Here is a 21,633-nt window from a genome sequence, read left to right as displayed (position 1 = left end):
CAAATGAAAACGGCCTGGACAGGGCCAGGCCGTTAACAATTGTAAAGGTATGCCTATTTCAGAACAGCGAGTGCCGCTTCGTAGTTCGGTTCTTCAGCGATTTCCTTGACCAGCTCGCTGTGCAGCACGTTGTCATTTTCGTCCAGGACTACGACGGCACGGGCAGTCAGGCCTTTGAGCGGGCCGTCGGCAATGGCCACACCGTAGTTCTCGATGAACTCGGCACCGCGCAGGGTCGACAGGTTCTGCACGTTTTCCAGGCCTTCGGCGCCACAGAAACGGGCTTGAGCGAACGGCAGGTCAGCGGAGATGCACAGCACCACGGTGTTGGCGACTTCGTTGGCCTGGGCGTTGAACTTGCGAACCGACGTCGCGCAGGTCGGGGTGTCGACGCTTGGGAAGATGTTCAGTACTTTGCGCTTGCCGGCGAAATTCGCCAGGGTCACGTCGGACAGATTGCCGGCAACCAGGGAAAAGGCTGGCGCCTTGGAACCGGCTTGTGGCAGTTGGCCGTTGACTTGAACCGGGTTGCCTTTAAGGGTGACTTGAGCCATGAGCGGAGTCCTTCTGAACGTTGATGTGGAGAATTTTGAAGAGGCCGAAGTTAACCACGAAACGGGCCGACGACCTATGGGCGGATACAAATTGTGAAGTGTCGCCGCACAATTCGGATACAACCCGAATCCTGCAGGAGCATGGCTTGCCCGCGAAGAACGATTACGCGGTCAGACAGGCACACCGCAGCGCTCCGTTCGCGAGCAAGCTTCGCTCCTACAGAATCGGCGTTAGCTCAGCAACCGCAGCATATTACGATGCCGCACCTCAAAAATTCGACGCATATAGGCATTGACCAGCAGCGCCTCCGACAGCGCACCGCCAATTGCCGAATACGTCACACGGTCGGTGTACAGCGTACCGCCCTCTCCCTCCGCCACCCGATGTTCATGACGAAAGGCAGCCATTGGCCCTTTGAGCATTTCATCGATGAAATGCCGGTCGCCGACTTCACGGATCACCACCGTCCAGTTTGCCGGGATAACATTGAACATCCAGTGGCGAAAATGGAACTGACGCCCGGCTTCGATGCGCAGGTTAGTCAGGTCGATATCACCCAGCGGCGTGATGCGTTCGGGAAAGATCTTCGGGAAGTTCACACCCTCCAGGCAGAAATCGAGGACTTGCTCGGGCGTGCGTTCGGGGATCAGCGTTGTGAGTTCCAAGGTGGGCATGAGGGCGCATTCCGTTGGTCGATGGATAGGCAGGCCAGCAATTTTGTTAACGAAATGCGGGGCGAAAATTTCACTGACGTTTTTCTAACCAGTGTCGATTTGGCTAATCACCAATCGACCATACAGTGAATCAATCCCATCCGAAGGAGCCACCTCATGCGATTCATGATCATCGTGAAAGCCAGCCCGGACTCCGAGGCCGGCGTGATGCCCAGCGAAGAACTGTTGACGGCGATGGGCAATTACAACGAAGAACTGGCCAAAGCCGGCATCCTTCTCGCCGGCGAAGGCCTGCACCCCAGCAGCAAAGGCGCCCGTGTGCGCTTCTCCGGGGACAAGCGCACGGTCATCGACGGCCCGTTCGCCGAAACCAAGGAGCTGATCGCCGGGTATTGGCTGTGGCAGGTGAAGTCCAGAGAGGAAGCCATTGAATGGGTCAAGCGTTGCCCCAATCCAATGCCGGGCACAGAAGCCGAGATCGAGATCCGCCAGGTGTTCGAGGCTGAGGATTTCGGGGCCGAGTTCACACCGGAACTGCGGGAGCAGGAGGAACGGTTGCGTGAACAAGTAAAGAGACACTGATCAGCCATGCAAGCGCGGTCACCTCAACCATTTTGGCGAGAGGGTTTAGCAAAATGTCGCACCGCACCGAAAACGGTGATTGCGTTTCTGCAGACCAATCTCGTCTGCAGTTATGGGGCTGCTACGCACCCCAACGGGGGTAAACCCCCTCGCCACAATGTTTCTTCGAAGGCCGCTATTCGTGTTTATACGACTAGCGGTTTTTTTGTTTCTGCAGGACACGAACCCATGAATCGATCCCTTCGACTGGATAACCCACCGGCAACTGCTAACGTCATCAAATATGTCTTACAGGCTTGATAGGAAAGAGATTACGCAGTAATGGCCGCCAAGTGCCGAGTTGACCAATGAGCCACCAAGGAACCGGCGAATCATGTCGAAGCATCCAGGAGCGCGCGCCTTTCTTTTGGCGATCTCTATAACTTCTGTGGTTTGTGTCCAGGCAGACGACCCCGACATGGTCAACAAAAGCAACAATCCATTGAACCCCGAGGCGGGGATGAACCTGCTGGATTACTACACCCCGAAATACTACGGCTCCAACATCCACACTAACGACCTGCTGGTGCGCGGCACACTGCCGATTGCGCCCAACGGTTTCATTGGCGTCCCGCAATTGCTGCGTGCCACCGCGCCGATCAGCATTCGCCCCGATCCAGGTGGGGGCTACAGCACCGGTGAAGGTGATCTGAACCTGATCGATTTCTTCCTGCTCAAGACCGAGGGCGTGCAATTGGGCATCGGTCCGCAGATCACCGCGCCCTATGCCGATAAGGACGAGCTGGGAACCGGCAAATGGCAAGCCGGGCTGGCGGCCATTGCGATCGATTCATCGCCCCGTGGTTTGCTCGGTGCACTGGTGCAATACCAGAACTCCTTCGCTGGCGACAGCGACCGCTCGCATGTGGAATCGGCCACCGTGCAGCCGTTTGTCATTCACAACCTGGAGAGAGGTTGGTACCTGCGCTCCACCGCAACCTGGGCCTTCGACCTGAAGAATGACACCCATTACATCCCGCTTGGCCTGGGTGCCGGCAAGGTCTGGAAATCCAGGGACAATATCCTCAATGCCTTCATCGAACCGCAGTGGACCGTCGAACACAAGGGTGATGGCTTGCCCCAGTTCACGCTGTTCGTGGGCTTCAACGCCACCTTCGGTCAATAAGGATTTCCCCATGCACATTGCACTTCGCGCAGCCGGTTACAGCCTGATGTCCATGTTCGTCAGTTGTGGGGTCGGCGCCCAGGACGTCAGCGTCACCGAATCCAGCTTCACCGCTATGCGGGAAGAAGTTCGAGGTATTACCGGTGGGGCCTGTTGCACCCGGACGGTGGACCAGGAGCGTACGAAGTTCAAGACGGTCGTGAGGTGATACGCAGGGACGATGGGAGTCGGTATTCGACGACTGAAACGGCCGTCTTCGCGAGCAGGCTCGCTCCCACATTCGATCACCGGTGAACATTCAAATGCATGTTCGACTCAGTTTCTTTGTGGGAGCGAGACCGGCTTGCCGGCGATACAGCCTTCAGCCCCAATGCATTATTTGGATTTCAGCTTCAGGTAAGACTGATGCATATCCGACGCCCAGCCATCGATTACGCCTTTCACGTCATCGGCTTTCATCACCTGAGCCTCGTTTTCCAACGGTTTGCCAGTGCCTTTGCGCACCACCTGGGCCAGCACTTTATTGTTGCTGCCATCCAGGAACACGGCTTCGGTGGCCAGGTCGGTTTCCTGATCACGAATACCGCTGGCGGTACTCACCGCGGCCGCCACCAGGGCAATCGGAATCACTTCATAAGCTTTCAGGCCTTGGGTCTTGCTGCTGACGGCAGTGATCGCCGCGCGCACCACCATCACACCCGGGCCAGGGCCTGCCGCCAAAGGCAGGGATTTGCCAATCTCGCGTTTGAGCGCCTGATCGTAATAACTGGTAATCCCGTTCAAGGTGGCCTGAGGGATTTTCACGGTCGGCTGAGGCTTGGGATACAGTTGGGTCGGTTCGACATACACGCTTTTGTATTTGTTGATGTCGAGCTTCGGATCAACCCAACGCATCACCACCGCCCCCGAAGGGGATTTGGCTTCTTTGAGCTGGCTGTAATCCTTGAGAAACCCGGAATACTGGTCCGGCTCGACCTTCGAACTGGTGCAGCCCACCACGCCGATCGAGGCAATGCACAGTGTGCTCATCATTAACGCAAGCTTCATGCTGTAACTCCTGTAATGCGGTCGACAACAGTTTGGGAAACAGGTGTTACAGGTATAGCCAATGCCGCACTTTTTGTTCTGATAAATCTCAATATTCATTCGTTGGCACAATACGAGGCCGTGTCGGCGATGGCTTCGACACGGCTTCAGGTATCAATCACCAGGACGAACCACTCTTCGCCGCCAATTCCCGCCGACTATTGGCCCGCATCGCCTTGATCAACGACACCGTGCCCACCAGCAAAATCGCGGCACCGAACAGGAAGTCGATGTTGTATAGCTGAAAGTCAGTCAGTGGCCCGACCAGCAGCACCCGGATCGCGCCGATACTCACCAGCGTCGCCAGAAAGTCGATGCCCGGCTCGTCACGATAGAACACGTGCATCAGCGGCAGGCAGATCACCAGCAACAACAGCAGCACGATCACCTTGAACGAGTCTTTGCGCTCGACGCTGAACGCGCATTCATTGGCCGCGTAAGGTTTGTAATCCTCCTCGCGAACCAGTGAATTCTTCTCATTGATGTACTCGGCGCGGTTGTACTTCTGAATCGGCGTGAAGGTGTTGGACATCTCCATGCGGGTGGTGATGCGCTTGAACTTCAGATCAATCCGTTCATTGCCCTTGAGGATGTACACCACGGGTTTGTAGCCATAACGATAGCTATCGAACGGAAACGCTTGCGCCCTGCCCTGGACGCCGATGGGCCGGGCTTCAAGCTCGGCGTAGGCGCTCTTGTCGAGTGAAGATAGATTGCGGCTCAGGGGCTTGATCCTGACCTGTTCGAGGAAAATCGGCGTGACGCCGTATGACCACTGCAGCGGCTCCAGGCGCAGGCGCAATTCGTTGCGGCCCAGGTCATAACGGTCGAAGGTCCGCTCGGACACGATGACCGCCCCCGAGAGCATGAATTCGCCGCGCACAGTGTTAGTGATGCGCAGTGTCAGCCAATCCTTGCCCAGGGCCGCCACATCGCTGGTCGGTGGCGTTCCGCACCAGGCAGAACTGTCGGAAGCCTCCCCGAGTTGCCCGTTGCGGTTTTCCTGAAACAGATAAAAGTAACTGCCCCACAGGGCCGTCATCAGCACCAGTGCGATCAGCCCCAGAATTTTCTTGCCCGCGCTCAAACCAGACTCCTTTCTTTACTGACTTCCTTGTGAGGCGCGGACTCTATCAAAACGGGATCAGTGCCCAAAGAAAAAAAAGATCGCAGCCTGCGGCAGCTCCTACGTGCACGGTGGCGCAGGAGCTGCCGCAGGCTGCGATCTTTTGATCCTGTCGCGTTCAGCGACGTCGGAATAGCGGCCGTGGCTCAATGACTGAACGCCCATACAACACGCTCATGCCCGCCAACCCTTTGAGCGCATCTTCGGCGGACTTGTCTTCGCGCACGGCAAAGCTGTCGAAACCGCATTGGCGCATGTGGCTGAGCTGATCGCGCAGCACGTCGCCGACCGCGCGCAATTCGCCGGTCCAGCCCAATCGAGTGCGCAACAGGTACGCCTGGCTATAGGCGCGTCCGTCCCGGAAACTCGGGAAATCCAGGGCAATCAGCGGCAGCTGCGCAAACCACGGCTTGAGGCACTCCACTTCATCGTCCGGGCCCAACCAGACCCCATGCTGTTGCGGGTCTTCCAGCCAACGGGCCAGCGGCACAATCATCGGACCTGCGGGCTGTTCAGCCTCGATATCCCTGATCAACGTCCACGGATCGTCAGCAACAATCCGCGCTTCACCCGCCTCCAGCCGTAGCAGATTGTTCATGCCGACACCTCCAGCACCTTCGGATAAACCGCTTCCTTGAACGGTTCCAGACCGATGCGTTGCAAGGTGTCGACGAACAATTCTTCGCTCTCGCGGTAGCGCGCAAACGTGGAGATGATCCGCTCGATGACGTCGGGCACTTCGACGGCGCTGAAGGACGGACCGATGACTTTACCCAACGCGCTGTGCTTGCCCTGAGCGCCGCCAAGCGTGATCTGGTACCTCTCGCTGCCATTCTTGTCGACGCCAAGAATGCCGATGTTGCCGATGTGGTGATGGCCGCAGGCGTTCATGCAACCGGAAATGTTGAGGCTGATATCGCCCAGGTCATGCAGGTAGTCCAGGTCTTCAAACCGCGCCTGAATGCCTTGCGCAATCGGGATCGACTTGGCGTTGGCCAGGGCGCAGAAGTCGCCGCCGGGACAAGCGATGATATCGGTCAGCAAACCGACATTGGCGCTGCCCAGCCCGTGCTCGCAAGCCCGACTCCACAGTGCGAACAGATCTGCCTTCGGCACGTCCGGCAGGACAATATTCTGCTCATGGGCGATACGGATTTCGCCAAAACCGAACTGCTCGGACCACCCGGCCACCACGTCCATTTGCTCGCCAGTCACGTCACCCGGCGGCGAGGCGATGCCCGGTTTGGTCGACAGCACCACACTGGCGTAGCCCGGCACCTTGTGCGGCTGGACGTTGCGCGACACCCAGCGGGCGAACGTCGGGTTCTCGGCCAGGCGTGTGCCGAACTCCAGATCGGTGTCGGACAACGAACGGTAATCCGGCGGCACGAAGGCACTGGCGACACGCTCGTATTCAACGCCGGTCAATTGTGCCGGACCCTCCTTGAGGTATTGCCACTCCTCTTCCACTTCCCTGGCAAAGGCTTCGATGCCCAGCGCCTTGACCAGAATCTTGATCCGCGCCTTGTACTTGTTGTCGCGCCGGCCGTGGCGGTTATAAACCCGCAGCACCGCCTCGACGTAGGACAACAAGTGCTGCCACGGCAAGCCTTCGCGAATCTGCAAACCAAGGATGGGCGTGCGTCCCAAGCCACCGCCAACGATGACTCGCAGGAGCATTTGCCCGTCGGTGCCGGGGTAAAGATAGAGGCCGATGTCATGCATCATGATTGCCGCGCGGTCCTGTTCGGCCGAGCAGATGGCGATCTTGAACTTGCGCGGCAGAAACAGGAATTCCGGGTTGATCGTCGACCACTGGCGCAGGATTTCCGCCAGCGGTCGCGGGTCGATCAGTTCGTCCGCGGCCACCCCGGCGAAGGCTTCGGTGGTGATGTTGCGCACACAGTTGCCGGAGGTCTGGATGGCATGCATTTCCACCTCGGCCAGGCGTTCGAGAATCTCCGGCACCTGGGCCAGTTCGATCCAGTTGAACTGCATGTTCTGCCGGGTGGTGAAGTGGCCATAACCGCGATCGTAATCCCGGGCGATGCTCGCCAGCGTGCGCATCTGCCGGGCGCTGAGCGTGCCGTAGGGAATTGCCACGCGCAACATGTACGCGTGTTTTTGCATGTACAGGCCGTTCTGCAAGCGCAACGGCAGGAATTCCTCTTCGCTCAACTCGCCCGCCATAAAGCGTTCGACCTGATCGCGAAACTGTGCAACCCGCTCGAAGACCAGCGCCCGGTCATAGTCGTCGTACTGATACATGTGGCTACCTCATCAGGATTGATCGGGCTCTGTGGCTGATGTCGGTCAGTTGAGCGTGTGAGGCGCTTTTCGCAGGAGCCGGCTTGCTGGCGATGGCGCCCTCGAGAACGTCATCGCCAGCAAGCCGGCTCCTGCAAGTTCAATTTTCCCCAACGGATCGGCATCCAGCTCTGCGGCTCGTTTTCTGGGTGTGACTATGGACCTGCAGCGCAGTACGTTACAGATTCAGCTAAACGCAAAAAAACCGTATCAGCGCGCAGCCGATCACCGCAGGCAGGCGCCGTATCTGATCCGTATAAACTCGGTTTTTCTGAGTCTGTTTTGTTTAGGGCAGGGTTTCTACAGTGGGGTTGCATGCCAGTCCGGGTGGGCTGGCAAGACTTTGCAACCGTGGAAGCATTGACCATGAGCACAGCAACAATCGGACAGGCCTATAACTATAAGGTCGTCCGCCAATTCATCGTGGCGACCATTGTCTGGGGCGTCGTGGGGATGGCGATGGGGGTGTGGATCGCCTCGCAACTGGTGTGGCCCGAGATGAACCTCGACCTGCCGTGGACCACCTTCGGCCGGTTGCGACCGCTGCACACCAGTCTGGTGATTTTCGGCTTTGCCGGCAGCGCGCAGTTCGCCGCCAGCTACTACGCCGTGCAGCGTACCTGCCAGGTGCGGCTGTATTCGGACACCCTCGCCGCCTTCACGTTCTGGGGCTGGCAATCGGTGATCGTGGTGATGCTGATCACCCTGCCGCTGGGCTACACCACCACCAAGGAATACGCCGAGATCGAGTTCTCCGGCGCGGTGTGGATGACCGTGGTCTGGGTCGCTTACGCCATCGTGTTTTTCACCACCGTGGTGCAGCGCAAGACCAAACACATCTACGTCGGTAACTGGTTTTTCGGCGCGTTCATTGTGGTCATCGCGATGCTGCACGTGGTCAATCACTTGTCGATCCCGGTGGACTGGTTCAAGTCCTACCCGGTGTATTCCGGGGCCACCGACGCCATGGTGCAGTGGTGGTACGGGCACAACGCGGTGGGCTTCTTCCTGACCACCGGGTTTCTGGGAATGATGTATTACTTCGTGCCGAAGCAGGTCGGGCGACCGGTGTATTCCTATCGCTTGTCGATCGTGCATTTCTGGGCGCTGATCACCCTGTATATCTGGGCCGGCCCGCACCATTTGCACTACACGGCGCTGCCGGACTGGGCGCAGTCGCTCGGCATGGCGATGTCACTGATCCTGCTGGCGCCGAGCTGGGGCGGGATGATCAACGGCATGATGACCCTGTCGGGCGCCTGGCATAAGTTGCGCACCGACCCGATCCTGCGTTTTCTGGTGCTGTCTCTGGCCTTCTATGGCATGTCGACCTTTGAAGGCCCGATGATGGCGATCAAGACCGTCAACGCCCTCTCCCACTACACCGACTGGACCATCGGCCACGTGCACGCCGGCGCCCTTGGCTGGGTGGCGATGATCACCTTCGGCGCGGTCTACCACATGATTCCGAAAGTCTTTGGCCGTGAGCAGATGTACAGCACACCGCTGATCAACCTGCATTTCTGGCTGGCGACCATCGGCACTGTGTTGTACATCGCGTCGATGTGGGTCAACGGCATCACTCAGGGCCTGATGTGGCGCGCGATCAACGACGACGGCACGCTGACCTACTCTTTCGTCGAAGCCCTGCAGGCCAGTCATCCGGGGTTTGTAGTGCGTTTTACCGGCGGCGTGTTCTTCCTCAGCGGCATGCTGCTGATGGCGTACAACGCCTGGCGCACCGTGCGGGTGTCCGATGTGGCGATGGCTGAACGTGAAGCGCAGATTGCCTGAGGCGAGGAGCTGGAAATGATCGAGATGGTGCTCAATGGTTTAGGCGTGGCGGGGCTTTGGCTGGCGGTCGAGTACTGCCTTAAACAGCAGACGGCGCAGAGCCTGGAAGAGGCAAGCCTGATGCCTTTTGCCGATGACCCGGAGGTGGCGCGGCGGGTGGAATTGGCGACGGGGAAAGTCGTGAAAGCGGTTGCGCCGCAAGTGGCAAAACCCGGGTGGGGAAACCTCGACATCTGATGCACCACAGATCACTGTGGGAGCGGGCTTGCTCGCGAAGGCGGAGTGTCAGGCAACATCAATATTGACTTTGCCGACGCCTTCGCGAGCAAGCCCGCTCCCACAGGGGTTCAGCTGCGATCTCTAGGAATCAGGCTCTGCAACTGCTGCGCCAGAAAATTCGCGTCGAAGGCAAAGGTGTCCGGGTCTTTCAAACCATTGGTCTTGCGCCATTGCCAGCTGCTCGACGGCGGCAGGCATACCAGCGAAATGCTGCCATAGCGCGCAGCGGTCAGGCCCATCACGGCCAGGGAAATCTGCCCGCCCGCGCCCATCACATCCGGTACGAACTCCACCGGTTTGCCGGCGATCACGATACCGAGCTTCTCGGTCTTGAACGTCGACGTCTCGACCGGAACGCTGGGTCCCGAGGCCACGTAGGCTTCACGGCTCACTTCCAGCAGGTTCGGCGCCTTGACCGGTTCCAGCCATTGCTGGATCTGATCGAACAGCTCGCCAATGCGCGTCGCCCACACGGCCGACTGTGACTCGAACAGTTGTTTTTTGTGCGCTTCGCTGTCTGCGTAGTGGCGAAGCATCTCACCCAGTTGCTGTACGTCGTCCATTGCGGTGTTCCTTTGGTTGAAGCAGTGCTGCGGACTTCGAGCATGGCAGATGCGCGCGCCGCCCGTACAAGTCAATTGCATGGGCGGTCACATCTCGAGACACTCGCGGCCCAGGGGTAGCCATCAACAGGAGCACACCATCGCCGGATCTATCGGCAGGTCATTGAATCCCTGAACCAGCGCGGCGCCCAGGCCATCATCCTTGGCTGCACGGAAACCGGCCTGCTGATCAACCCCGAGCACAGCGCCCTACCCCTGCTCGACACCACCGAACTGCATGCGCAGGCGGCGGTGCCGTTCGCATTGGCGCAGTGATCAACCGGCCTTGGGCAAGCGACGCAGACGCGCCATGCTCAAGGTATCCACCAGCCTTCCGTCACGCACGGCGTAGTCGCGAAACAGGCCTTCGGTTTCAAAGCCGAACTTGCGGTACAAGCCGATGGCCGCTTCGTTGTCGGCGTACACCGAAAGCTCGACCCGTTGCAGGTTCATCCAGTTGTCGGCGATGTCCAGCGCCGTTGCCAGCAGCTTCGAACCAACGCCCTTGCCCTGCCATGCCGACAAGACGCCCATGCCAAAGCTGCCGGCGTGACTGCGACGGATCCGCGAAAACTGCTCCAGGCCAATGCTGCCGATCACCAGCCCCTGATGCAGCGCCACCAGTTTGATTTCGCGTTCGTTGTCCGACGCCAGGCGTTTGCGCCAGAGCTCGATGGATTGAAACGGCATTTGCAGGACCTGCCGGGTAACCGCCGGCTCGTTGTAGAGCGCGGTGATGCCTTCGAGATGGGATTCGTCGAAGCGTTCGAGGGTGATGACAGCGTCAGTGACGGGCATGGGTGATTCATCCTTGAGACAGACATGGCCGCTCACTCTACAACGCAATCTTCCGGCATAGCGAGAACCAAAAATGTGGGAGCGGGCTTGCTCGCGATAGCGGTAGGTCAGTCGCTATCAATGTTGACTGACGCACCGCTATCGCGAGCAAGCCCGCTCCCGCATTACTGGATAGTGTTCAGCCTTCGAACCACTCCCGGCGCTCGTTGAAGGTGCTCTGGATCAGCTCGACGATCATCTGCACCTGCGCTTCGCCCTCGGACTGCACATTAACCGCCATCCACACCTCACGCTGCATCGGCTGGCCAAACAACCCCGGCAACGCAACGAGACCGCGATCAAAGTGACCGATGTAACCGGGCAGCAAACCGATGCAGGCGCTGCAGCGAATCATCTCCAGCAGCAGCTCATAGGAATGCAGCTGCACCACACCGGCCAGGCGCTGCTCCACCAGCGCATTCCACGGCAGGAAGCTCTCGACCTGACGGTGAGACGGCCATTGCACCAACAGGAAATCGGCGAGGTCATCGAGACTGTCCGGGCGCGACGTCGTCCTTGAATAGCGCTTGGCGATGTGCGGCTGGTAGTCAAGCCGCGCCAGGCGGCGGGGTTCGCTGACAGCAAAACTCGGGCTCGGCCGCGGCGATTCGATGCCGGCCAGCCACACCACCACATCGGCACTGACGGCTTGCAGCGCCAGTTCGCTGTCGAGGGTGATGATGTCCAGGCGGACGCTGGCGTTGCGGCGCAACAAGGCCACCAGGTCGCGACCGAGAATGTCATGCAGGATCGATTCAGCCACGGCCAGGCGCACCAACGGTTGCTCGATCACCGGCAAATCGCGCTCATGAGCCAACGCGATCAACTGCGCCTGAAGCTGCAAGCCTTCACGGCTGAGGGTAATGCCATTATCGCAATGGCTGAACAGCGAACAGTGCAGTTGCGCTTCGAGCTGCGCCAGTTGCTTGCGCAGCAAGGTCGCCTTGATGTTGAGGCTGCGGGCCGCCTGCATGAAACAGCCGCAGCGAGCACTGACTGTGAACGCCTGCGCCAGTTGCGGATCAATCGCCGAGGCCCGCGCACGCAAGGACGGCGTGGTTGCTAGCGGCGGACGGTATTCGGCGGGGATTTGGCGCCCTGAGGTTTCCATGAATGACATCGATGACTCCCTGTCGATATGTCCTTTGAAAACCTCATCCTGCGCACCGTTCATGAACCTGCTGTGACAACCGCTGGAATGCTGTTCACTTACAGTGCGGGCACACAAACTTGTGGCGAGGGGATTTCTTGCTCGCCTGAGGAATTTCTCAAGTGAACTCATGCACTGGGCGCTTGGCGAAAACTCACGGCCAGGCGATTCCAGCTGTTGATGGTGGTGACGGCGATGGTCAGGTCGACCATTTCGCTTTCACTGAACTGCTCCCGGGCCTGGGCGTAGACGTCGTCAGGCACATGGCTTTGCGAGAGCAAGGTCACCGCCTCGGTCCAGGCCAGCGCCGCGCGCTCCCGTGGGTTGAAAAAACCACTGTCGCGCCAGACCACGATTGAATACAGGCGCCGGTCGGTCTCGCCGAGGCGTCGCGCATCCACCGAATGCATGTCGGTGCAGAAGGCGCAGCCATTGAGCTGCGAGGCGCGGATCTTGATCAGGTGCAGCAGCGCCGGCTCGATGCTCAGGTTGCTGGTCAGCGCCTCCATGGCAATCATCGCTTTCATCGCTTTGGGCGACGCGCTGTAGTAATCCAGACGGGAAGTCATGGCGTGCCTCGTGGATCGATAGATGCTTGTCAAGTTAGGCGCTGATGCGCAAGCGTTACAGATCCAATTCAGCGAAATTCCGGTGGACCACCCGGCAACAGTCCAATCCGCGGTATTTCATCCACGCAACTTCTGCGCAGCGGTGCTTGCGGGTAATCTGACGCGACGCACACGCGTCTCAACCGCTACAAGGAGCCCCGCCGGTATGGAACTTCATGTTGTCATCAACGGCCGCAAGGACCTGGCAGGCCAGTTGTACAACCAACTGCGCAGCGCCATCGAATCCGGCCGTCTGGCAGCCGGGACGCAGCTGCCGCCCAGTCGATTGCTGGCCGAACAGCTGGGCATCTCGCGCAAGACCATTTCCGACACCTACGCGCAACTGACGTATGAAAACTTCCTCACCGGCGTGATCGGCAAAGGCACTTACGTCAATGCCCGGACCGCAAAAGCGCTGCCCAAGCAAAGCCATTCACAGTTGGCGAGCGCCGAGGTCATCGAGTCGTGGCGCAACCTGCCGGTGTTTTTGCGTCATCCGACATTGGAAGGCTCGCTGCGCTATGACTTCATCGGCGGCGCCACCAGCAAGGGCCAGTTTCCGCAGGACGATTGGCGACGCTGCACCTCTCACGCCTTGCGGCAGATGACCGGTTCGAAGGGTTTCTACAGCCTGCCCGAAGGTCTTCCGGCGCTGCGCAACGCGATCGCCCGGCATATCGCATTTTCCCGTGGTGTGAACTGTCAGGACGAAGACGTGGTGGTGTGCAACGGCGCGCAACAGGCGCTGGACCTGATCTCCCGCGTGATGACCCGCCACGGCAGCATCGTCGCCATGGAAGACCCCGGCTACCCGCCCGCGCGCCTGCTGTTCGGCAGCCACGGCGCCACGGTGATCGGCGTGCCGGTCGACGCCGAAGGCATTCAGGTCGACAAAATCCCCCTCGGTACGCAACTGATTTATGTCACGCCGTCGCATCAATTTCCGCTGGGCATGCCGATGAGCCAGGTGCGGCGATTGGCGTTGCTGGAGCGCGCGTATGAGCTGGGCGCGATCATCATCGAGGACGATTACGACAGCGAATTTCGCTATGAAGGCCGGCCCACCGATTCCCTGCAAAGCATGGATGAACGCGGGATCGTCGCCTACGTCGGGACCTTTTCGAAAACCTTGCTGCCGGAGTTGCGCCTCGGATACGCGATTTTGCCGCCAGCGATTCTCGAAGCGGTGATCCAGGCCAAGCAACTCACCGACCGGCATACCTCCACCCTGCCCCAGTGGGCACTGGCCAAGTTCATCGCCGAAGGCTGCCTGCTCAAGCACATTCGCCGTTGCCATACGATCTACGCCGGGCGTCGTGAGCGAATCCTGACACGTGTTGCGGGAGACCTGTCCCCTTGGTTCGAAGCCATCCCAAGCACCGCCGGGTTCCACATGGTGCTCATGTGCAAAGTGCCTATCGATATGCCGTTGGTGATCGAATTGGCGAAAAAGGTCGAAGTCGGTCTGTACTCCATCGAGGACTTTTACTATCAACAAGCGCCACAGGCCGGGCTTCTCATGGGCTTTGGCGCCATTGAAACCCTCGACATCGACACCGCCCTGGACCGCCTGCGGGACATTTTGCAACAGGTCGCCTGACAGATTGGTCTGGGTTTTTATCCGGCGATTGGCTATTGGCGGTCCCAGGGTGCGGGCCTATCCTGCATATGCGTTATCCCTCAATGAGCAGGATTCGTCCGGCCTGATTCAGGAGTGTGAGCAATGTCCAATGAAGTGATCAATACCGTAAAAGTGCAGGCCGCCGCCGGCCGCTCGGACGAACTGGGCAGGCAACTGCAAAAGATTGTCGAAACCCTGCGGGAACAACCGGGCTGCGAATCCTATATGGTCGACCGCTGCCCCGAGGACAGCAACCGCTGGAACGTCAGCGCCCGCTGGCAATCGGAAGCGGCCATGCAGATGCATTTCAACTGCCCTGAAGTCCAAGGCTTTATCGGCCTTATCGACAGTCGACTGGCCAACTCCGTCGACTTCAACAGCTTTCCGATTCATTGAACGGTAGGAGCCGGCTTGCTGGCGATCCATTCACCACGGTGCAGCTGATGCGCCGCGGTGATGCGATCGCCAGCAAGCCGGCTCCTATGGCTTTTGCATTGCCTCGCGCAAATCCCGATTGGTCCCCTGGCCTTCTCGTAAATTGGCTGTTTGATTGCCGTCACTGGCGGACTAACGTTGTTCCTGACAACTAACCCCCCCAGGTGATGAATCATGAGAGTTTTGCGTTTACTTGTTGCCCCGCTTGCCGTCTGCGCCCTGACTGTATCTGCCTCGGCATTCGCCCACGCCCCCTCGGAAAAAGTCACGATCCTGCAGGATGAAGTACTCAAGAACGTCCCGGGTAAAAAGGCGCTGATGATCGAGGTCGACTACAAACCCGGCCAATCCTCCATCGCCCACAAACATGAAGGCACGGCCATGGCGTACGTGCTTTCGGGATCGATCGTTTCTCAAGTGAAAGGCGAGCAACCGAAAACCTTCAAGGCCGGCGAGTATTGGTATGAACCGGCCGGGTCGGAGCATCTGGTCTCCAAAAATGCCAGTGCGACCAAGCCGGCCAAACTCTTGGTATTCATGGTGTTGTCCCCCGACGAAAAAGTGTTGATCCCATTGGAAAACTGATGGCTGAGCGTACAGCCATAAATAAACAGGCACGAATCTAACATTCGGGCCTGTTTATTTCCCTGCGCAATTAAACACAACGATTTAAACCAAACAAAAACTATGGGTCACCTGACAAGTGCGTTTATTGGCTATTTCATTCAGTGCCGACAGGTTTAGTCTGAAAACACCGCCGACTCGCTCGGCAACTAACACTTGGCGACTCAAGTTGTCTCACTGGAGAAACACCCATGAAACTTGCACTTGTCAGTACTTTGGCGATCACCGCTGTTTTAACAGGATGTTCAATTCCCACTGCGCCAACCGCTGTTTCTTCACTCGACGGGATCTTCACCTCACCCGTCGGCCGTAGCAGCGCCACCCATGTCGCCAGCGGCAGCCATGTATCGCTGGGCATTGTTTACAGCCGCAACACCCAGACCAACCGCGCTTATCTTCAGGATTACCAAGCCAATGCCGGCACCGGTTTCGGCCAGAGCCTGCTGGTGAAACCGATTCATGATGCCTACGTTGCCACCTCCAAACCCGACATGGCGGTGGATTGGGTCAAGGCCTCGTTGCAGCGCCAGTTCGGCTCGGTCACGGTGTACCCGGATCTGCAAAGCCTCAGGGCGGCGAAACCGGACATGGTGGCGATTATCGACACCCGCAGCCAATTGATCACTTCGCGCAGTTCAGACGTCGAGGCTGATGTGAGTGCGGTTTTTTATGATGCCGACTTCAACTATATCGGGACTGCGCAAGGGCATGACGCGAAAGCATTGAGTCCCGTGTGGGCGGACTATAAACGCAGCGAAGAGATTGTGGCGGATATTAACGAACAGCAAAATGTGCAAGTTCGGGCGCTGCAGAAGTTTGACCAGTCACTCAGTAATTTATTGACTGAGCCGACAGATAAAGTGTCGATGATTGATAATAAAGCTGTCTGGAAGTTGTATTGAGGCAGATGACCCCATCGCCAGCAAGCCGGCGCCTACGGTAGAAATGCGAAACTTTGTAGGAGCCGGCTTGCTGGCGATGGGGCCTGCCCAAACACCACAAAACATTCAAACAAAAAAAAGCCCCGCATCTCTCAATGCGGGGCTTTTTCATTCAGCGACTGATCAGGCCGCAGGTTCCAGCTCAGCGCTGACGGTAGCAGCAGCGGCAGGCACTACCGCCTGCCCGCTCAACGCCAGATCCAGCAGTTCACGGTTGGCCACCGCGTACATGGCGTAGTCGGTACCGCTTGCGGCACGGATTTCCACCAGCATGGCGCGCCAGCGTTCGATCATGCCTTCGTGCTCGTCCATCCACAGCGCCAGGCGAGTTTCCACGTCCTGAGTGCCGTCGCCCTGTTGCAGGACGGAGATGGTGATCGCACGTTGCTGCCAGTCGACGTCATCGCGGAACGCCTCACGGGCCAGGGCTTGCCAGTTGTTTTCAACCGGCAGTGCGCTGATCTGTTGCAGGTACCAGGTGATGTCCAGCGCGCTGCCCACAGCGAAGTAGGCCTTGGCCACGTCCGCAGGGTTCTGGCCGGTCACGTCGGAAGCTTCGATGATCGGCAGCAGGGTATACAGGTGCGAGGTGCCAGCCACCATGCGCGCGAGCAACTCCGGCACACCGGCTTCGACGTACGCCTCATAGCGGGCCTGCCAGTTTTCGTGGATCTCGCCACTCAGCAGTTCATCGAGCTTGAGCCCCAACTCCTTCAGGTGCGGACCGAAGTGCGCGACGTCACGGGCAGCGTTCTGCTCGTTGCGACGGGCACGCAGGAACCAGCGCGTAGCGCGACGGCCCAGACGCATCAGCTCGTCCATCAGCTCCAGTTGTACGTCGGCCGAAACCTGGTAGTCCAGGGCTTCGATCTGACGGAACCAGTGCGGGAGATGGAAGATGTCACGCACGATCACGTAAGCACCGGCCACGTTCGCCGGGCTCATGCCGGTGGACTCTTTGAGTCGCTGAACGAAGGTGATACCCATGTGGTTGACCAGATCGTTGGCGATCTGGGTGCTGACGATCTCGCGCTTCAGACGGTGACGGCGCATGGCTTCGGAGAACTTGCTCACCAGGCTCGGCGGGAAAGCGGTTTCCATGTCGCGCGTCAGATAGTCGTCGTCCGGCACCAGGGAGTTGAGCAACGCTTCCTTGAGGTCGATCTTGCTGTAGGAGATCAGCACCGACAGCTCCGCACGGGTCAGGCCATGGCCTTCCGCGAGACGCTCGTTGATGGCTTCTTCCGACGGCAGGAACTCGATGGCGCGATCCAGCTTGCCGCGGCCTTCCAGATCGTTCATCAGACGCTTGTATTCGGCAATCCGCACGAAAGCACGGCGCGCCGCCAGGGACAGGGCCTGAGTTTGCTTGTAGTTGTTGCCCAGTACCAGGTTGCCGACTTCGTCGGTCATGCTCGCCAGCAACTGGTTACGTTGCTTGTCGGTCATGTCACCGGCCTGAACGACTTCGTTCAGCAGGATCTTGATGTTCACTTCGTGGTCGGAGCAGTCCACGCCACCGGCGTTGTCGATGAAGTCGGTGTTGGAACCGCCGCCATTGAGACCGAATTCGACACGGCCCAGTTGGGTCATACCGAGGTTACCGCCCTCGCCCACGACTTTGCAGCGCAGTTCGTTGCCGTTCACACGCAGTGCATCGTTGGCCTTGTCGCCGACATCGGCGTGGCTTTCGGTGCTGGCTTTGACGTAAGTACCGATACCGCCGTTCCACAACAGGTCTACCGGGGCCTTGAGCAAGGCATTCAGCAGTTCGGTCGGGGTCAGCTTGTCGGCCTGAATGTCGAAGCGCTCTTTCATCTGCGGGGAAATCGCGATGCTTTTCGCGCTACGGGAGAAGATCCCGCCGCCTTCGGACATGATGCTGGTGTCGTAATCCGACCAGGCCGAACGTGGCAGATCGAACAGGCGCTGACGCTCGGCGAAGCTGTTCGCCGGTTCAGGGTTTGGATCGATGAAGATGTGCAGGTGGTTGAACGCAGCGACCAGTTGCAGTTTGTCGGACATCAACAAGCCGTTACCGAATACGTCACCGGCCATGTCGCCGACGCCCACTACGGTGATGCTGTCTTCCTGGACATTGATGCCGCGCTCGCGGAAGTGACGTTGTACGCCAACCCACGCGCCTTTGGCGGTAATGCCCATTTTCTTGTGGTCGTAACCGGCAGAACCGCCGGAAGCGAACGCGTCACCCAGCCAGAAGCCGTAATCGATGGCGATGCCGTTGGCGATGTCGGAGAAGGTTGCAGTGCCCTTGTCCGCAGCGACCACCAGGTACGGGTCATCGTCGTCATGACGCACGACGTTGGCTGGTGGAACCAGCGCGCCGTCCTTCAGGTTGTCGGTGATGTCCAACAGGCCCGAAATGAAGATGCGGTAGCAGGCGATGCCCTCGGCCGCGATCTCGTCACGGTTGCCGCCCAGTGGCAGGCGACGCGGCAGGAAGCCGCCCTTCGCGCCCACTGGCACGATGACCGAGTTCTTCACTTGCTGGGCTTTTACCAGGCCCAGGACTTCGGTACGGAAGTCTTCTTCACGGTCAGACCAGCGCAGGCCGCCACGAGCGACGTTGCCGAAGCGCAGGTGCACGCCCTCGACGCGAGGCGAGTAAACGAAGATTTCGAACTTCGGTACCGGCTTCGGCAGCTCTGGAATCTGGTGCGGGTTGAACTTGAAGCTGAAGTAGGACTTGTTCTGACCGTGTGCATCGGTCTGGTAGAAGTTGGTCCGCAGGGTCGCCTTGATCAGGTCCAGGTAGCGACGCAGGATACGGTCTTCGTTCAACACCTGGACGTCGTCCAGTGCGCTCAGAATCGCGTGTTCCAGGCGTTGCTGCTTGTCTTCCAGATCGTCAGTGCCAAGCTTGCGAGCCAGGTAGAAACGGGTCTTGAACAACCGGGTCAACTCGCGAGCGATGTCGGTGTGGTTGTTCAGGGTGCTGGCGATGTAGCCCAGGTCGAAACCCAGACGGATCTGTTTCATGTAACGGGCGTAGGCACGCAGCAAAGCCACGTCGCGCCACGGCAGGCCGGCGGTCAGCACCAGACGGTTGAACGCATCGTTCTCGGCATCGCCACGCACGATGTGGACGAAGGCGTCCTGCAAGGTGTCGTTGAGTTGCTGGATGTCGAGTTCCAGGCCTTCGGCCGCGGTGAACGCGAAATCGTGAATCCAGAACTCGCGGCCATTGTTGTGACGCAGGCGATACGGGAACTCACCCAGCACGCGCAGGCCGAGGTTTTCCAGGATCGGCAACACGTCGGACAGCGCCAGCGGGGTATCGGCGTGATAGAGCTTGCAATGCAGCTCGCGCTTGCCGGAAACCTGACCCAGCGGCTGATAGAAGCTCATCACCAGCGGATTGGTTTCTTTCAGGCTGAGCAGGTGCTGCATGTCGACCACAGCCGAATGCGCGGCAAAGCGCTCGCGGTAACCGGCCGGGAAGCCTTTCGGGAAGTCGGCCAGCACGTTGGTGCCGTGGGCTTCGCCGAAGCTCTCGATGGTCAGTGCGGCATAGTCGTCCTGCCAGCTGCGGCACGCCTGGATGACTTCGTTTTCCAGCTGCTGCGGGTCGATGTCCAGACGGTTTTTCGGATCGACGCGCAGAATCAGCTGCACGCGGGCCAGCACGGACTCGGAGAAGAAGGTCCAGAACTCGCAGTCCGAGGCTTTCAGGCGATCCATCAGCACTTGCTGGATCTTCTGGCGCACTTCGGTGGAATAGATGTCGCGCGGCACGTAAGCCAGGCAGTAGCAGAAGCGACCGTACGGGTCTTTGCGCAGGAACACGCGGATCTTGTTGCGCTCCTGGATCTGCACGATCGACATGACGGTGGCAAACAGCTCGTCGACCGGAGTCTGGAACAGGTCGTCACGCGGCAGCACTTCGACCACCTGCGCCAGTTCCTTGCCCAGGTGGGCCTTGGCCTGGAAGCCGGAACGACGTTCGATCTCTTCGACCTTGCGACGGATGTACGGGATGACCCGCACGCTCTCGCCATACACCGACGAGGTGTAGAGGCCCATGAAACGGCATTCCTTGATGACCTTGCCGTCGGCGTCGATCTCACGGATCGACACGTAGTCCGGGTACGCCGGACGGTGCACGCGGCTCGGGTGCGCAGCCTTGGCGAACGACAGCAGGGTCGGTTCGCGCAGGTAGTTCACGGCGTAGTCTTCGATGCGCAGGTCATCGTAGGTCAGGCCGGTGCGCAGCAGTTTGGTCAGGCCGAGGAACGAGTCCTGGTCGTAGACGATGTGGCCGCCGTCGGCTTCATCGCGCACCACGAATTCTTCATAGCCCAGGAACGTGAAGTGGTTGCCCACCAGCCATTCCAGGAAGCTTTTGATTTCAGCTTTTTCTTCGCTGTCGACAGCGAACTGGCTGTTGTCCAGGCCGGTCAGGATTTCCTGGACCTTGGCTTTCATCGGCTCGAAATCGGCGACCGCAACGCGGACTTCACCGAGAACCTGTTCCAGCTCTTTGCTCAGAACATTCAGTTCCGCGGTGTTCGCGCAACGGTCGATTTCCAGGTACATCAGGGATTCTTGCAGGATCCCTTCGCCCTGGGTGCCCTTCGGCAGGATTTCCAGCAATTCGCCCTTGCTGTCGCGACGCACGCTCAGCACCGTGGTTTGCAAGGTATGAATGCTGTAGCCGCGACGGTTCAGCTCGGTACGCACCGAGTCCACCAGGAATGGCAGGTCGTGGTGCAGCACTTCGACCGCGGTGTGGGTCGACTGCCAGCCGTGGCGTTCGTAATCAGGGTTGTAGACGCGAACCTGCGGTTGCGCGTGATCGAAGCGCTCAAGCAGGCGCCACGCAGAAAGGGTACAGCCAGCGAGGTCGGACAGCCGACGCTGGGTCAGCTCGTCAAGGGAAATGATGCCGAAAAATTGTTCAGCGAACAGCGCCACTTGTGGCAGTGCCTGTTCACTGATGTGCTGCGCCAGTGCCGCTTGCAGTTGGTGCTGGAAGTCGGCTTTGCTGGCTGCGGTGAAGAACGCCATCTGTGGTACTCCGCTTGGGCTTGTTATTGATGGAAGCGTCGCGTGCAAAACCCCTTTCGGGGCGATCCGTCACCCTGTTCCTGATTCTCGGGCAGAGGAAACAGGGTGACAGGTGGGTGAAGCTGGACGAGACACTCAGGTCACATTCACCTTCCATGAATGGGCATCTGCAAAAACGACTGGCGAACCGATAGCGCAATGTCTTTACAGGTGCTCATC

General features: G+C 59.0%; 20 protein-coding genes and 1 pseudogene. 10 read left to right on the top strand and 11 right to left on the bottom strand.

What is annotated here, in order from left to right:
• Window positions 1–53: 53 nt before the first annotated feature.
• Both tpx and FBY04_RS14225 read right to left on the bottom strand, forming a co-directional pair.
• Window positions 54–554, bottom strand: coding sequence for a thiol peroxidase (gene tpx / locus FBY04_RS14235; protein ID WP_145315589.1), 501 nt, complete (start codon window positions 552–554; stop codon window positions 54–56).
• Window positions 555–785: 231 nt separating this feature from the next.
• Window positions 786–1,229, bottom strand: coding sequence for a polyketide cyclase (locus FBY04_RS14225; RefSeq protein ID WP_145315588.1), 444 nt, complete (start codon window positions 1,227–1,229; stop codon window positions 786–788).
• A gap of 156 nt (window positions 1,230–1,385) precedes the next feature.
• Here FBY04_RS14225 and FBY04_RS14220 point away from each other — a divergent pair, with 156 nt between their 5' ends.
• The 3 genes from FBY04_RS14220 to FBY04_RS14210 all read left to right on the top strand — a co-directional run bounded on the left by FBY04_RS14220 (window position 1,386) and on the right by FBY04_RS14210 (window position 3,184).
• Entirely contained in the window at window positions 1,386–1,811 is a 426-nt protein-coding gene (locus FBY04_RS14220) for a YciI family protein (RefSeq protein WP_145315587.1), read from the top strand.
• Window positions 1,812–2,184: 373 nt separating this feature from the next.
• Window positions 2,185–2,976, top strand: coding sequence for a hypothetical protein (locus tag FBY04_RS14215; protein WP_145315586.1), 792 nt, complete (start codon window positions 2,185–2,187; stop codon window positions 2,974–2,976).
• A gap of 10 nt (window positions 2,977–2,986) precedes the next feature.
• Window positions 2,987–3,184 (top strand): hypothetical protein, encoded by a 198-nt coding sequence (locus FBY04_RS14210; protein ID WP_145315585.1) that lies wholly within the window; start codon window positions 2,987–2,989, stop codon window positions 3,182–3,184.
• A 167-nt stretch (window positions 3,185–3,351) separates the two neighbouring features.
• Here the strand turns inward: FBY04_RS14210 and FBY04_RS14205 are convergent, their stop codons facing one another.
• The 4 genes from FBY04_RS14205 to FBY04_RS14190 form a co-directional block, all read right to left on the bottom strand.
• A complete protein-coding gene (locus tag FBY04_RS14205) occupies window positions 3,352–4,023 on the bottom strand; it encodes a DUF3313 domain-containing protein (RefSeq protein WP_084320650.1) in 672 nt (223 codons plus the stop codon).
• A 157-nt stretch (window positions 4,024–4,180) separates the two neighbouring features.
• Entirely contained in the window at window positions 4,181–5,149 is a 969-nt protein-coding gene (locus tag FBY04_RS14200) for a hypothetical protein (protein ID WP_145315584.1), read from the bottom strand.
• Window positions 5,150–5,306: 157 nt separating this feature from the next.
• Window positions 5,307–5,786, bottom strand: coding sequence for a DUF934 domain-containing protein (locus FBY04_RS14195; protein WP_145315583.1), 480 nt, complete (start codon window positions 5,784–5,786; stop codon window positions 5,307–5,309).
• A complete protein-coding gene (locus tag FBY04_RS14190) occupies window positions 5,783–7,456 on the bottom strand; it encodes a nitrite/sulfite reductase (RefSeq protein ID WP_145315582.1) in 1,674 nt (557 codons plus the stop codon). Before FBY04_RS14190 ends, FBY04_RS14195 begins: the two co-directional genes overlap by 4 nt.
• 405 nt (window positions 7,457–7,861) lie before the next feature.
• Here FBY04_RS14190 and ccoN point away from each other — a divergent pair, with 405 nt between their 5' ends.
• Together ccoN and FBY04_RS14175 are read left to right on the top strand one after the other, a co-directional pair.
• Window positions 7,862–9,289 carry a cytochrome-c oxidase, cbb3-type subunit I gene (gene ccoN / locus FBY04_RS14180; RefSeq protein WP_145315581.1) on the top strand — a complete coding sequence of 476 codons (1,428 nt, stop codon included), beginning with the start codon at window positions 7,862–7,864 and terminating at the stop codon, window positions 9,287–9,289.
• A 15-nt stretch (window positions 9,290–9,304) separates the two neighbouring features.
• Entirely contained in the window at window positions 9,305–9,526 is a 222-nt protein-coding gene (locus FBY04_RS14175; protein ID WP_084320645.1) for a hypothetical protein, read from the top strand.
• 110 nt (window positions 9,527–9,636) lie between these two features.
• Here the strand turns inward: FBY04_RS14175 and FBY04_RS14170 are convergent, their stop codons facing one another.
• Window positions 9,637–10,131 (bottom strand): hypothetical protein, encoded by a 495-nt coding sequence (locus FBY04_RS14170; protein WP_084320644.1) that lies wholly within the window; start codon window positions 10,129–10,131, stop codon window positions 9,637–9,639.
• A gap of 141 nt (window positions 10,132–10,272) precedes the next feature.
• Here FBY04_RS14170 and FBY04_RS14165 point away from each other — a divergent pair.
• A pseudogene (locus tag FBY04_RS14165) lies at window positions 10,273–10,446 on the top strand (aspartate/glutamate racemase family protein); the annotation flags it as partial.
• Here FBY04_RS14165 and FBY04_RS14160 read toward each other — a convergent pair.
• The 3 genes from FBY04_RS14160 to FBY04_RS14145 form a co-directional block, all read right to left on the bottom strand.
• Window positions 10,447–10,968, bottom strand: coding sequence for a GNAT family N-acetyltransferase (locus FBY04_RS14160; protein ID WP_084320643.1), 522 nt, complete (start codon window positions 10,966–10,968; stop codon window positions 10,447–10,449).
• Window positions 10,969–11,146: 178 nt separating this feature from the next.
• Window positions 11,147–12,127 (bottom strand): LysR family transcriptional regulator, encoded by a 981-nt coding sequence (locus FBY04_RS14150; protein WP_145315580.1) that lies wholly within the window; start codon window positions 12,125–12,127, stop codon window positions 11,147–11,149.
• A gap of 158 nt (window positions 12,128–12,285) precedes the next feature.
• Window positions 12,286–12,726, bottom strand: coding sequence for a carboxymuconolactone decarboxylase family protein (locus FBY04_RS14145; RefSeq protein WP_084320641.1), 441 nt, complete (start codon window positions 12,724–12,726; stop codon window positions 12,286–12,288).
• Window positions 12,727–12,931: 205 nt separating this feature from the next.
• On the opposite strand from FBY04_RS14145, the gene FBY04_RS14140 reads away from it, so the two are divergent.
• The 4 genes from FBY04_RS14140 to FBY04_RS14125 all read left to right on the top strand — a co-directional run bounded on the left by FBY04_RS14140 (window position 12,932) and on the right by FBY04_RS14125 (window position 16,347).
• Entirely contained in the window at window positions 12,932–14,365 is a 1,434-nt protein-coding gene (locus tag FBY04_RS14140) for a PLP-dependent aminotransferase family protein (protein WP_084320640.1), read from the top strand.
• A 123-nt stretch (window positions 14,366–14,488) separates the two neighbouring features.
• The gene (locus FBY04_RS14135) at window positions 14,489–14,782 is read left to right on the top strand and encodes a putative quinol monooxygenase (RefSeq protein WP_084320639.1); all 294 of its coding nucleotides are present in this window, start codon (window positions 14,489–14,491) and stop codon (window positions 14,780–14,782) included.
• A gap of 213 nt (window positions 14,783–14,995) precedes the next feature.
• Window positions 14,996–15,406: a cupin domain-containing protein gene (locus FBY04_RS14130; protein ID WP_145315579.1), complete on the top strand. Its 411-nt coding sequence runs from the start codon at window positions 14,996–14,998 to the stop codon at window positions 15,404–15,406.
• Window positions 15,407–15,636: 230 nt separating this feature from the next.
• Window positions 15,637–16,347, top strand: coding sequence for an ATPase (locus FBY04_RS14125; RefSeq protein ID WP_084320637.1), 711 nt, complete (start codon window positions 15,637–15,639; stop codon window positions 16,345–16,347).
• A 162-nt stretch (window positions 16,348–16,509) separates the two neighbouring features.
• Here FBY04_RS14125 and FBY04_RS14120 read toward each other — a convergent pair whose 3' ends face one another.
• Entirely contained in the window at window positions 16,510–21,414 is a 4,905-nt protein-coding gene (locus FBY04_RS14120; RefSeq protein WP_145315578.1) for an NAD-glutamate dehydrogenase, read from the bottom strand.
• Window positions 21,415–21,633: the final 219 nt, after the last annotated feature.

Origin of the sequence: Pseudomonas sp. SJZ080 (assembly GCF_007828295.1) — a bacterium.
GTDB lineage: Bacteria > Pseudomonadota > Gammaproteobacteria > Pseudomonadales > Pseudomonadaceae > Aquipseudomonas > Aquipseudomonas migulae_A.
The sequence above is the reverse complement of the archived record's forward strand: the minus strand, read 5'-3'. Positions and strand labels throughout refer to the sequence as shown.

Excerpts from the sequence above, each read along its gene's own strand:
- tpx (WP_145315589.1), bottom strand. The coding sequence starts at position 554 with ATGGCTCAAGTCACCCTTAAAGGCAACCCGGTTCAAGTCAACGGCCAA.
- FBY04_RS14225 (WP_145315588.1), bottom strand. The coding sequence starts at position 1,229 with ATGCCCACCTTGGAACTCACAACGCTGATCCCCGAACGCACGCCCGAG.
- FBY04_RS14220 (WP_145315587.1), top strand. The coding sequence starts at position 1,386 with ATGCGATTCATGATCATCGTGAAAGCCAGCCCGGACTCCGAGGCCGGC.
- FBY04_RS14215 (WP_145315586.1), top strand. The coding sequence starts at position 2,185 with ATGTCGAAGCATCCAGGAGCGCGCGCCTTTCTTTTGGCGATCTCTATA.
- FBY04_RS14210 (WP_145315585.1), top strand. The coding sequence starts at position 2,987 with ATGCACATTGCACTTCGCGCAGCCGGTTACAGCCTGATGTCCATGTTC.
- FBY04_RS14205 (WP_084320650.1), bottom strand. The coding sequence starts at position 4,023 with ATGAAGCTTGCGTTAATGATGAGCACACTGTGCATTGCCTCGATCGGC.
- FBY04_RS14195 (WP_145315583.1), bottom strand. The coding sequence starts at position 5,786 with ATGAACAATCTGCTACGGCTGGAGGCGGGTGAAGCGCGGATTGTTGCT.
- FBY04_RS14190 (WP_145315582.1), bottom strand. The coding sequence starts at position 7,456 with ATGTATCAGTACGACGACTATGACCGGGCGCTGGTCTTCGAGCGGGTT.
- ccoN (WP_145315581.1), top strand. The coding sequence starts at position 7,862 with ATGAGCACAGCAACAATCGGACAGGCCTATAACTATAAGGTCGTCCGC.
- FBY04_RS14175 (WP_084320645.1), top strand. The coding sequence starts at position 9,305 with ATGATCGAGATGGTGCTCAATGGTTTAGGCGTGGCGGGGCTTTGGCTG.
- FBY04_RS14170 (WP_084320644.1), bottom strand. The coding sequence starts at position 10,131 with ATGGACGACGTACAGCAACTGGGTGAGATGCTTCGCCACTACGCAGAC.
- FBY04_RS14160 (WP_084320643.1), bottom strand. The coding sequence starts at position 10,968 with ATGCCCGTCACTGACGCTGTCATCACCCTCGAACGCTTCGACGAATCC.
- FBY04_RS14150 (WP_145315580.1), bottom strand. The coding sequence starts at position 12,127 with ATGTCATTCATGGAAACCTCAGGGCGCCAAATCCCCGCCGAATACCGT.
- FBY04_RS14145 (WP_084320641.1), bottom strand. The coding sequence starts at position 12,726 with ATGACTTCCCGTCTGGATTACTACAGCGCGTCGCCCAAAGCGATGAAA.
- FBY04_RS14140 (WP_084320640.1), top strand. The coding sequence starts at position 12,932 with ATGGAACTTCATGTTGTCATCAACGGCCGCAAGGACCTGGCAGGCCAG.
- FBY04_RS14135 (WP_084320639.1), top strand. The coding sequence starts at position 14,489 with ATGTCCAATGAAGTGATCAATACCGTAAAAGTGCAGGCCGCCGCCGGC.
- FBY04_RS14130 (WP_145315579.1), top strand. The coding sequence starts at position 14,996 with ATGAGAGTTTTGCGTTTACTTGTTGCCCCGCTTGCCGTCTGCGCCCTG.
- FBY04_RS14125 (WP_084320637.1), top strand. The coding sequence starts at position 15,637 with ATGAAACTTGCACTTGTCAGTACTTTGGCGATCACCGCTGTTTTAACA.
- FBY04_RS14120 (WP_145315578.1), bottom strand. The coding sequence starts at position 21,414 with ATGGCGTTCTTCACCGCAGCCAGCAAAGCCGACTTCCAGCACCAACTG.